This window comes from Kitasatospora sp. NPDC059571, from assembly GCF_042735675.1.
Lineage (GTDB): Bacteria > Actinomycetota > Actinomycetes > Streptomycetales > Streptomycetaceae > Kitasatospora.
In genome coordinates, this window is sequence record NZ_JBHWBW010000048.1 from 1 (window position 1) to 10,270 (window position 10,270).

Annotated in this window: 10 protein-coding genes; 4 read left to right on the forward strand and 6 right to left on the reverse strand. The window is 74.7% G+C overall.

Features of this window, described 5'->3' with window-relative positions; translation table 11 throughout:
• Positions 1–161 precede the first annotated feature (161 nt).
• The 3 genes from ACFV0G_RS08560 to ACFV0G_RS08570 form a co-directional block, all read right to left on the reverse strand.
• On the reverse strand, positions 162–524 hold the full coding sequence (locus tag ACFV0G_RS08560) for an STAS domain-containing protein (protein WP_380543738.1): 363 nt from the start codon (positions 522–524) through the stop codon (positions 162–164).
• Positions 525–877: 353 nt separating this feature from the next.
• Complete coding sequence (locus tag ACFV0G_RS08565) at positions 878–1,327, reverse strand: ATP-binding protein (RefSeq protein WP_380543741.1); 450 nt, start codon at positions 1,325–1,327, stop codon at positions 878–880.
• Between the two features lie 122 nt (positions 1,328–1,449).
• Positions 1,450–1,908: a hypothetical protein gene (locus ACFV0G_RS08570; RefSeq protein WP_380543744.1), complete on the reverse strand. Its 459-nt coding sequence runs from the start codon at positions 1,906–1,908 to the stop codon at positions 1,450–1,452.
• A 372-nt stretch (positions 1,909–2,280) separates the two neighbouring features.
• On the opposite strand from ACFV0G_RS08570, the gene ACFV0G_RS08575 reads away from it, so the two are divergent.
• Both ACFV0G_RS08575 and ACFV0G_RS08580 read left to right on the forward strand, forming a co-directional pair.
• Positions 2,281–4,200 carry a transketolase gene (locus tag ACFV0G_RS08575; protein WP_380543747.1) on the forward strand — a complete coding sequence of 640 codons (1,920 nt, stop codon included), beginning with the start codon at positions 2,281–2,283 and terminating at the stop codon, positions 4,198–4,200.
• A 322-nt stretch (positions 4,201–4,522) separates the two neighbouring features.
• Complete coding sequence (locus ACFV0G_RS08580; RefSeq protein ID WP_380543750.1) at positions 4,523–5,023, forward strand: hypothetical protein; 501 nt, start codon at positions 4,523–4,525, stop codon at positions 5,021–5,023.
• A 31-nt stretch (positions 5,024–5,054) separates the two neighbouring features.
• Here ACFV0G_RS08580 and ACFV0G_RS08585 read toward each other — a convergent pair whose 3' ends face one another.
• Both ACFV0G_RS08585 and ACFV0G_RS08590 read right to left on the reverse strand, forming a co-directional pair.
• Complete coding sequence (locus ACFV0G_RS08585) at positions 5,055–6,056, reverse strand: WD40 repeat domain-containing protein (RefSeq protein ID WP_380543753.1); 1,002 nt, start codon at positions 6,054–6,056, stop codon at positions 5,055–5,057.
• Between the two features lie 890 nt (positions 6,057–6,946).
• Entirely contained in the window at positions 6,947–7,645 is a 699-nt protein-coding gene (locus tag ACFV0G_RS08590; protein WP_380543756.1) for an alpha/beta hydrolase, read from the reverse strand.
• 72 nt (positions 7,646–7,717) lie between these two features.
• Between ACFV0G_RS08590 and ACFV0G_RS08595 the strand changes: the two genes are divergently transcribed.
• Positions 7,718–8,317, forward strand: coding sequence for a TetR/AcrR family transcriptional regulator (locus ACFV0G_RS08595; protein WP_380543759.1), 600 nt, complete (start codon positions 7,718–7,720; stop codon positions 8,315–8,317).
• Between the two features lie 81 nt (positions 8,318–8,398).
• Here ACFV0G_RS08595 and ACFV0G_RS08600 read toward each other — a convergent pair whose 3' ends face one another.
• Positions 8,399–9,178 (reverse strand): VOC family protein, encoded by a 780-nt coding sequence (locus tag ACFV0G_RS08600; protein WP_380543762.1) that lies wholly within the window; start codon positions 9,176–9,178, stop codon positions 8,399–8,401.
• Between the two features lie 377 nt (positions 9,179–9,555).
• Between ACFV0G_RS08600 and ACFV0G_RS08605 the strand changes: the two genes are divergently transcribed.
• A complete protein-coding gene (locus tag ACFV0G_RS08605) occupies positions 9,556–10,146 on the forward strand; it encodes a hypothetical protein (protein WP_380543765.1) in 591 nt (196 codons plus the stop codon).
• The last annotated feature ends 124 nt before the right edge of the window (positions 10,147–10,270 follow it).

The window sequence follows — 10,270 nt, forward strand, 5'->3', positions numbered from 1 at the left end:
CGGTCAGGGTCCGCCGCGTCTGCGCGGCACCACCGACGCACACCTGCACGGGCGGGTGAAAGACGGTACATCGAGGCCGCGCGGACGGCACTCCGGGGCGGGTGGGCACGCCTCCCGTACCTCGGGTCCGGCGGACGTACGTCGTCCGATCGGCGGCAGGGTCAGCCCGCCACGGCCAGCTCCGCGTCGACGCCGCTGAGCTCCAGCAGTCGGATGACCTGCCGGGACGGGTGTACGAGGAGCAGGGCGCTGCCGTGCGCGGCGGCGCGCCGCTCGGCGTCCAGCAGCGCCCGCAGCGCGGAGGAGTCGCAGAACTCCACGGCCGCGAGGTCGACCCGGACGACGGCGGGCGGGGTCATCGCCGCCCACGGCTGGGACAGCGCGTCCACGAGCACGGGTGCGGTGTGTCGGTCGATCTCGCCGGCGACCCGGATCGTCGGCCCGTCGGAGCGGGTCAGCACGAGGACGCGGATCCGTCCGTCCTCCGCGGGTGCCGGGGCCCGCCCGCCGGTGCCGGACGACATGCGGCGCCGCACCGGACACGGCCGGATCCCTCCCGACGCGGCGGCATGCGGCGGTGCCGTCCTGATCGGATTCCGTACCGGCGTCATGGCGCGCCGTCCTCTCCTCGGCGGGCGGACGGGCGGACGCTGACCGGTCCCGCCGCCCTGGTGGTATTCGTTCCTGCGCGCCTCCCCAGCGGCCCTCACCGCAAACAACGGGCCGTCGCCCCGCGAGCCCGCCGGTGGCGGGCTGACACGGTCGACGCAGTGGGGCTCCGCCGACCGGGCGACGACCGCCACGAAGAGGGCCGAACCACCGAGCCGTGACCGCCGAGGCCGTGCCCGGGGCACCGGGCCCGACCGGGGACAGCCGGTCACGACCGCTCGCGCGGCTCCTGGCCGGGGGCCAGGACGACCGGCCGTGGCCCCCGGCCGGCCGTGTCCAGGGTGGCCCACACGGTCTTGCCGCCCGGCGCGGCGTAGGAGCCCCATCGGGTGGAGAGCCGCTCGACGATGTGCAGGCCGTATCCACCGGGCGTCCCCGGCCGGTAGGGGCGCAGGGTCGGTGGCCGGAGGCTGACGTCGGTGATGGCCACGGTCAGAACGCTGTCGTCCAGTTCGAGGTCGATGGCGGTCGGCCCGGGCGTGTGAACGCACGCATTGCCCAGCAGTTCGGCGGCGACCAGGACCATGTCGTTCGTCGGGCACCCGTCGACGCTCAGGGCCCACTCGGAGAGGGTGCGGCGCACGAACCGCATCGCCGTACCGAAGCAGTCGCCCGTGAGCGCCAGGGCGGCACGGCGGTGGTAGTGAGGGCCGTTCACGTCCATCATCCCCGGCAGCAGCGGTGAGGCCCGGCCGGCAGTCGTCGGGCCTCCCGGGCTTCTACCCGTACGGCCCGAGGGAAACAGTGGGTGATTCCGGCGTCCGACGGGCGGGGGCCGCCTCAACGGACCGCGAGTCGGGCTGTGCCGTGCAGGACCACGGCGGTCCCGCAGGCGGTGGCGACGCCGCGGGGGTGCTCGCCGGGCTCCTCGTCGGCCCCCGTGGCGACCGGTCCGCCCTGCCAGGTGCCAGGTGGTACCAGGGTCACCAGGACGTGCCCGGCGGAACGGGCAGCCGCCCACCACTGCGGTGAGGCGAGCGGATGGGGCAGCGGCTCCCACGACCGCCGGCCGCCGACGAGCAGCCGTTCGATCTCGGCACCGCTCGTCAGCAGGAGGCCGGTGCTGTCCGGCGGTTCGCCGACCGCGAGGTGGAAGCCGCTGTCGATCGCGTCCGCCAGCAGGTCGCCGTGCCACCGGCGGCCGACCTCGACGTACACCTCGGCGACGGGCGCTCCCGGGGAGTCCTCGTCCACGGTGAGTGCCCAGACCGTGAACTCCGCATCCCGGGGCCCGCTCACGGCGCTCCGCCGGAAAGGTCGGTGCCCGCCGGGCGCACGGGCGCTCGGGCGGCACCGTGCCGTCCGGCCGTGGTGCGCTGCTCCGTTGTCGCCCTCGTGTCCCGCATGGTCGTTCCCCGCTCGTCGCCGTTCCGGCGGTGTCGTCGATGAGCGCGTACCCGGCGGCGTCCACGCCATGCACGGGCCGCGCGGCCGGCCTGCTGCCGACGGCCCGGCACGCTCCACCGAGCGGGTTCCTGCATAAACCGGGCACTCTCGGGCACGCGCCGAGGAGATCTCCGGCCGGGCGGCGGCGCGGCGCCGTCGCCGTGCAGTCGCCGTCGCCGCACCGGTGGCCCGGCGCCCGGCCGCTCAGCCACGAAGGGACCCGCCATGGCCGCCCACCCCGTCGTCTCCACCCGCCCGATCGGGCCCACCAGCGACCTCGGGGCGGTGTTCGACCTCGCCCAGCAGCTGCGGGTCGACGCGGTGCGCGCCAGCACCGCAGCCGGGTCCGGCCATCCCACGTCGAGCCTGTCGGCGGCCGATCTGATGGCCGTCCTGATGGCCCGCCACCTGCGCTACGACTGGCAGGACCCGGGCCATCCGGCCGCCGATCACCTGGTCTTCTCCAAGGGCCACGCCTCCCCGCTGCTGTACGCGATGTTCCGGGCGGCCGGGGCGATCGACGAGGAGGAACTGCTCACCGGATACCGACGCGCCGGAGCCCGGCTCCAGGGCCACCCCACCCCGGTGCTGCCCTGGGTGGACGTCGCCACCGGCTCGCTCGGCCAGGGCATCGGCTACGGCGTGGGCATCGCCCTGGCGGTGCGCGACCTCGACCGGCAGCCGGCCCGGGTCTGGGTGCTCTGCGGCGACAGCGAGAGCGCCGAGGGCTCGGTCTGGGAGGCACTGGACGCGGCAGGCCGGCTCGGCCTGGCGAACTTCACCGCGATCTTCGACGTCAACCGCCTCGGCCAGAGCGGCCCCACCGCGCTGGGTTGGGACACCGAGCGCTACGCGGACCGGGTCCGGGCCTTCGGCTGCCGGCCCCTCGTCGTCGACGGCCACGACCTGGCCGCCGTCGACCGGGCGCTGCGGACCGCCGCGGACGGCGAGGCCCCGACGGCGGTCATCGCCCGGACGGTCAAGGGCCGGGGTGTCGCCGAGGTCGCCGACGCCGAGGGGTGGCACGGAAAGCCGCTGCCCGAGGACCTGGCCCACCGGGCGATCCAGGAGCTCGGCGGCGTGCGCCACCTGACCGTCCACGGGCCGCAACCCCCGGCGGCGGCCGGCGCCGGCTCAGCCGCCGCCACGGCCCACGGCCCGGACGGCACCGGGAACGGCGGACGGACCGCCGTGGAACTGCCGCGCTTCGACCTCGGCGCGGAGGTCGCCACCCGGTCGGCCTTCGGCAAGGCCCTGGTGGCGCTGGGCGAGCGGGCGGACGTGGTCGTCCTGGACGCCGAGGTCGGCAACTCCACGCACACCCAGGACTTCGCCGAGACCCACCCCGACCGGTTCTTCCAGTCATACATCGCCGAGCAGCAGATGGTCGCCACGGCGGTCGGCACCGCGGTGCGCGGCCGCCACCCGTACGCTGCGACGTTCGCCGCGTTCCTGACCCGCGCCCACGACTTCATCCGCATGGCCGCCGTCTCCGGCATCACACTGACGCTGTGCGGCACGCACTGCGGAGTCGAGATCGGCCCCGACGGCCCGTCGCAGATGGGCCTGGAGGACCTGGCCATGATGCGCTCCGTGCACGGCTCCACCGTGCTGTACCCGAGTGACGCGACGTCGGCCGCAGCCCTCACCGCGGCCGCCGCCGACCTGGACGGCATCTCGTACCTGCGGGCCACCCGTGGCGCCTACCCCGTCCTGTACGGATCCGACGAGGACTTCCCGATCGGCGGCTCCAAGACCCTCCGGTCGAGCGGTGCGGACCGGGTCACTCTGCTGGGTGCGGGCGTCACCGTCCACGAGTGCCTCGCGGCCGCCGACCTGCTCACCGAACGGGGCGTCAGCGCACGGGTCGTGGACCTCTACTCGGTCAAGCCGCTGGACTCCGACGTCCTCGCGCGGGCCGCCCTCGACACCGGGCACCTCGTGGTCGCCGAGGACCACCGGCCCGAGGGAGGCATCGGCGAGGCCGTCCTGACCGCACTCGCCGCGCAGCGGCTCTGCCCGGGCACCGCCCACCTCGCCGTGCGGAACCTGCCCGGCTCCGGCACACCGGAGGAGTTGCTCGACGAGGCAGGCATCTCCCGCCGGCACATCGCGGACGCGGCGCACCGCCTGCTGCAGTCCTGACCCCCGCACTCGGCCCGGCCGCACGACTCCGGGCACGCAGTCGTCGGCCGGCTCCGCGGCCCGGCGTCGAGGCCGATCAGGGCGTGGCCGTGCACCTGCCGGCGGCCGCCGCACCGGGCGGCCCGGGGAAATCGCTTTCGGCCCGTCCGTGTTGCTGGGCACACTGTCGGCTGTCGTCAGCCACCTGGGGGTAGACATGCCGTCGACGAGGGCCCGGCAGAAGCGTCTTTACCGCACGGACTGGACGCGGCCCGCCGCACCGCGGACGCGCCGATCGGCGTCGACGACGCGATCGCAGGGCGGGTTCCATCTGCTGCTCGCCGTGACCCTCCTCGGACTCGGGATCTCCGTCGGTGTGTTCGCGGCACAGGACCTGGCCCTCGTGTCGGGGCGGACGGGCAGTCCCCTGCTCCGGATGACCGTCGACGGCTGCCGGTGGGACCACCACGGGCGGAGCCGGACCGCCGTCTGCCAGGGCCACGGCGATCCGGCCGCCGGCGGCACACCTGCCGGGCGCTGGGAGCTCGCCGATGCCGATCGCCTCTACGACGCCGGCACGGTCGTGCAGGTGCGGTGCTCCGGGGCCGGCGCCTGTGTGGAGCCCGGCGCCCACGCCTTCGCCAACGATGCCGCCGGACTGCTCCTCGGCCTGGCCGGCACGTCCGGCGGAGCGCTCTGCGCCCTGGCCGGACTCGCCCGGCGCCTCCCCTCTGACCGCCTCGACCCGCTCGGCACCCCCCGCAGGAGACTGGCGGTCTTCAGCTGGTTCGGAGCGCTCACCGTACTCACGGTCGCCCTGATCGCGGTCTGGTCGTTCAGCTGACACCCGTCGGCACGGCCCCTGCGAGACGGCATCAGCCGTGAGCCTGCCCGATCGCGTGGACGGTGAGGTCGCCGGCACGGGTGCCCGTCGCGAGGAGGACCGTGCCGTCACCTCGCACAGCGGCCATGGCGGCCACGCCGGCCAAGGAGGTGTCGATGAGTTCGCCGGTGACTGCATGCCATCGGCGAACTGTGCCGTCCTCCCCCGAGGTGACCAGGACCGGTTCGCCTCCGAGTCGGACCGCCGACAGCATCGGCGCGTACGCACCCATCTCGACCGGCGAACCGACCGGGATGCCGTCGATGGCGTCCCATCGGTGCAGGGACCCTCCGGTGTCACAGGCCGCGATCAACGTTCTCCCGTCCGCCGGCGGTACCAGGCACACCTGGGTGAACGAACCGGAACCTTCGAGCGGTGTGCCCAGGCTCCGACCGGTGGTGGCATCCCAACAATGGACATGTCCGTCGTCGCCGCCCGATGCGATCACGGTCCTGCCGTTCGGCAGCGTCTGCGCAGCGACGGACTTCACGCTGCCGCGGTGCCCGAGGAGCGGCGCGCCGAGCGGTCGGCCGGTCAGCGGGTCCCAGCGGTGCACCTCTCCCCCGTCACCGGCCCCGACCAGCATCGCCCCGCCGTCGGCCAGGTGGGCGGCCGCCAGGCCCCACACCGTGCCCGAGTGCCGCTCACGGCCCGACAGCCCATCACCGGTGCCGGCATCCCAGCAGTCGACCCCGTCGTCCCCCGCGGCCGCCACCACCCACCGTCCGCCGGGCAGGCGCACCGCGGCGAGATCGTTGACACCTGACAGGTCGTCGGTCGAACGCCAGAGCAGCGTTCCCCTCGCGGCGTCCCAGCGGCACACCCCGTCCCGGCCGTCGTTGGTGGACACCAGGATGACCGGGCCGTCGCGATCTGCCGCCAGGTGCAGGGGCCCGGCTGTCCCGTCGTGGGCCCGAGGAAAGTGCAGAACCGTCGACGCCGTCACCGCATGCCCGTCCCGCCCGTGTTGGGAGCACGGGCACCACGCCCGCACTTCGCGACCGTATCCCCCGGCACCGACAGGCCCCGGGCGGCACGAGCTGTACGAACGAGCCCGCGTAATCCGTTCCGGACAGCCGTCGTTGACGGTCGGCCACGCACCGCCGTACGTGCACCAACGACCGAGACGAGAAGATCACCTCCGGGCCCGAGCCTCGCTTCGGTCTGGGCATCGACGGCGTCTTCGGCAACGGCGTCGACGACGCCGACGAGACGCGCCGGCCCGGACCGTCCGCCGCGGCTACGGCACCAGCCGGGCGACCAGGGTCGCCCGGTGTGTACCAGCGCCTCCAGAGGACCGCGGGCGAAGCGCGCCGTCCACAGCCCGGCCACCAGCAGCGTCCCGGCGACGAATACGGCGAACAGCGGCAACGGCGGAGCAGCGGCAGGGCGAGCAGGAAGTACGCGCCGCAGGCGGTGAGAATGAGGGTGATCGGCGGATCGAGCGCGGCCAGGGCGGCGCCGAGGGCGATCAGCAGGCAGGCGCGGACGGCGATCCTGGCGGCCGTGCGACGGGCGTCCCGGCCGGTCCCCGGACGGGCGACCGGCGAGCAACCGGCGAGCAACCGGCGAGCACGGCGAACAGCACGGAGGCCCGCCCGTGGGCGAGGCGCATGGCGGCGCCGACCGGGCCTCCCGCCTCCGGGTCGGGTCCGAGGTGTGCGGCGAACATTCCGAACACGGCGAGCCCACGGGCGAGGTCCAGTCCGGCCAGGCGGCCGGGGCGAGCCCCGGGGGGCCGGGGACGGCAGGCGGAGCTCGCGGTCCCGGCGATCTCTGACATGCCGTCCACTCTTCCCGGCCTGGCCGGGGCGGTGCATCAGGGGGGCCAGGGACGGCAGGCCCGCCGGTGGGCGGGGGCGGACGCGCCGGTCCGCACGGCCGTCAGGACAGGTTCGCGAGGAGGTCGGCGACGGTCTCCGGCCGGGACAGGAACGGGTGGTGACCCGCCCGGACCTCGATGACCTCGTCGGCGCGGCGGGCGCATTCGCGTTGCGCCGCCGCCGGGGTGCCCCGGTCCTCGGTGCACACCACGTACGTCGTGGGCAGGTCGTGCCAGGCCACCGCCCGTACGGGCTGCTGGAGCACGGCGAGCGTCTGGCGGGTCAGCCGGGCGGCTGCGTCGCGGACGACGTCCGGCGGGCAGTCCTGGGCGAACGTCTCGGCGAACAGCTCGGGCCTGGCGCCGAACGTGCCGCGGTCGGGGTCGAAGTCCAGGAACGGCGGCGGCACGTCGGCGCCGAACGTCGACAGCGACTCGCCGGGCTCGGGCAGGTAGCTCGACACGAACACCAGGTGGCGCACCGTCGCGACGCCCACCGCCGCCTCGGCGGCGACGATGCCGCCGTAGCTGTGCGCCACGACCACGGTCGGCTCGTCCCCCTCGGACAGGGCGGCGCGCACCGCGGCGACGTCCTCGGGCAGCCCCGGCCCCCGGGGTCCGGGGGGCCGCCCGTCCTCGCCGCAGCTCGGCAGCGCCGCGGCCACGCTGGTGATGCCGCGCGCCTCCAGGGCCGCAGCGGCCAGGTGCCACCACCACGATCCGTCACGGACGCACGCCCCGTGCACGAAGACGACCCGCATCTCTTCCTCCTCCGTCCGGCTGCCCTGGAATCCACGGTAGACGTACCGCCAGTTACGTGAAAAAGTGCGGCCGTGGGACGACACAAGCAGCCCGAGATCCGCGACCGGATCCTCGATGCGTGCGTCGACCACGCGCTCGCCCACGGCCTGCCCGACCGCCTCGAACCGCTCGCGGCGGCGTCCGGCACCTCGACCCGGATGCTGATCTACCACTTCGGGACGAGGGACGCGCTGCTGCGGGAGACCCTGGGACGGGCGCGCCGGCGGCAGCGCGACTTCTTCGGTGAACTGGTCGCCCCGCGACCGGACGAGCCCTACCCGACCACGCTGCGGCGGGCCTGGCAGGTCATGACCGGACCGGCCGGGCGGCCGTACCTCAGCATGTTCGGCAGGCTCCGCGAGGACGCCGGGCAGCGGCTGTGGCCGGGCTTTCGCCGCGAGGCCACCACGGACTGGCTGCAACCCTTCGAGGACGGCATGCGCAGCATGGGCCGCCCGGAACTCGGCACCCTCGTCCTCGCGGTCGTCCGCGGCCTGATCATGGACATCGAGGCCACCGGCGACGTCGAACGAGCCGATCGGGCCTTCGACGACTTCCTGGCCTCGCTCGCCCCCGCCACCGCCCCGAGAGGCACCGACGCAGACGCAGACGCCGACGCGCCGGAGGCCTGAGCCACCGGGGGGTGGGTCACCGCGCGGCTGCACAGGCGCGGGGCCGCCGCCCGGTCGGGTGGCGGCCCGCGGCGGTGCGCCTTACATCGGGGTCGGATTGATCATGGCGAACGGGGCGCCCTGCGGGTCGGCGACCACGGTCATCCGGCCGGCCATCATGTCGAACGGCGGGGCCAGGACGGTGCCCCCGGCCCTGACCAGGGCGTCCGCGGTGGAGTCGACGTCGTCGACCGCGAAGTAGGTCAGCCAGTGCGCGGGGGTGCCCTGCGGGTCGTTCGCGAGCAGGGTGACGCCGCCGACCGCGCGGCCGCCGACCCGAAGCTCCCAGTATGAGTCGGCCCCCTTGAGCGGTTCGATCTCGATGCCGAACGCCTCGCCGTAGAACGCGGTGGCGGCCGGGACGTCGTCGGTGTGCAGCTCGTTCCAGGTGAGCGCGCCCGCCTCGTTGACCACCTGCGCGCCGGAGAACTCGACGGGCTGCCACACCCCGAACACCGCCCCCTGCGGGTCGGCGGCGATCAGCATCCGACCCAGGTTGCCGACGTCCATGACCGGGACGAGCAGGGTGCCGCCCGCCGAGACGATCGCGTCCTGGGTGGCCTGGGCGTCGGTGCTGGCCAGGTAGCCGGTCCACACCGTCGGCGGCTCGGGCATGCCCTCGGGCGCCATCGCCGGGCCGATGCCGGCGACGGCCTTGCCGTTCAGCTCGCAGACCGCGTACCCGCCGAACTCCGCCGGTCCGGGCCGGCCCTGCCAGCCGAGCAGGTCGCGGTAGAAGTCCAGTGCGGCCTGCTGGTCCTTGGCCATCAGGTCGACCCAGCACGGGGTGCCGGTGGCGTACGGGGTGGTGATCTCGGGCATTCTCGCTCCTTCCGATGGGGGCTCTCCCGTCAGCCTCGCGTCGGTGACCGCGGGCGGGCGTCCGACACGCCAGCACGAAGGGAGGAAGGCGCGGGCCGGGCGGTGCGCCGGGGCGCAGCCGCACGTCCAGTGGCTCCGGCCGTTCGTGGAGTGGGGGTGTGACGCCGATTCAGGCTCCACCGCGAGGACCGGGTGCGCCGGTGGAGCCCCGGCCGCCACCAGGCGCGAACACCGGCTCGCGACCCGCTGCCCGGGCGACCGCGCCTGCGGTTTCCCCGCCGAGCGCGGCCTGCGGCAGCCCCCGGAAATGCGCTTCCCCGGTATGTCGGTCGGGACTACGGTGCCAGTCGGTCACGTTCCGTCGGGGGGGAATCGACATGGGCGAGCTGCGCGGCAGCTACCGGGTCCACTTCGTACTGGCGTCGGCGCTCTGCGGAGCCGCGCTGCTCTGCCTGGTCTCGACCTGGCTGCCCGGGAGGTTCACCGTGCCGGCGTGGCTCTGCGCGGCCCTGTTCGTCGGGGTGTTCCCCGTCTTCGTCGTGGCACTGTTCCGCTGCATCGTTGCGGCCCGGCTGACGGACCGGGCCAACGGCCATCTCCTCGTCCGGTACGTCCCGGCGCTGCCGCCCGCCCTCAAGGTCACCTATGCGGTCGTGTGCTGCCTCGCCGCGCTCGGGGTGGCCACCGGTGCCGGCACGGCCGAGGACGCGAAGGCGGACGCGTCGGGCTACTACTACACGTCCTGGGACCGGACCACGCAGCCGCAGCACAGTGTCCGGGTCGAGCTCACCGAGAGCGAGTACCACGAGGCGCTGAAGGGCGAGGTCCGCATCTTCAGCTCAGGGCCGGCGGTCTTCTACGCGGTTGCGAGCTTCCTCGTCCTCGCCTCGGCCTCGGCAGCCGCGTCGCGCACACGGACCGCCTCGCCCCGCTCCGCCGGCACCGGACGGCGGTCCGCACGCCCCTGACCCCCCGTCGCCGGCGAGCCGCGGCGAAGCCGGGGTGCCGGTGATGGCGGCTCCCCGGGCGGGGGTCATCCGACCTGGAGCGTGAGGGAGGGGGTGTGGAGCCGGCGCCCGGTGTGGAACTGGA

Coding starts and splice junctions, on each gene's coding strand:
- ACFV0G_RS08560 (WP_380543738.1), bottom strand. CDS start 524: ATGTCGTCCGGCACCGGCGGGCGGGCCCCGGCACCCGCGGAGGACGGA.
- ACFV0G_RS08575 (WP_380543747.1), top strand. CDS start 2,281: ATGGCCGCCCACCCCGTCGTCTCCACCCGCCCGATCGGGCCCACCAGC.
- ACFV0G_RS08590 (WP_380543756.1), bottom strand. CDS start 7,645: ATGCGGGTCGTCTTCGTGCACGGGGCGTGCGTCCGTGACGGATCGTGG.
- ACFV0G_RS08600 (WP_380543762.1), bottom strand. CDS start 9,178: ATGCCCGAGATCACCACCCCGTACGCCACCGGCACCCCGTGCTGGGTC.
- ACFV0G_RS08605 (WP_380543765.1), top strand. CDS start 9,556: ATGGGCGAGCTGCGCGGCAGCTACCGGGTCCACTTCGTACTGGCGTCG.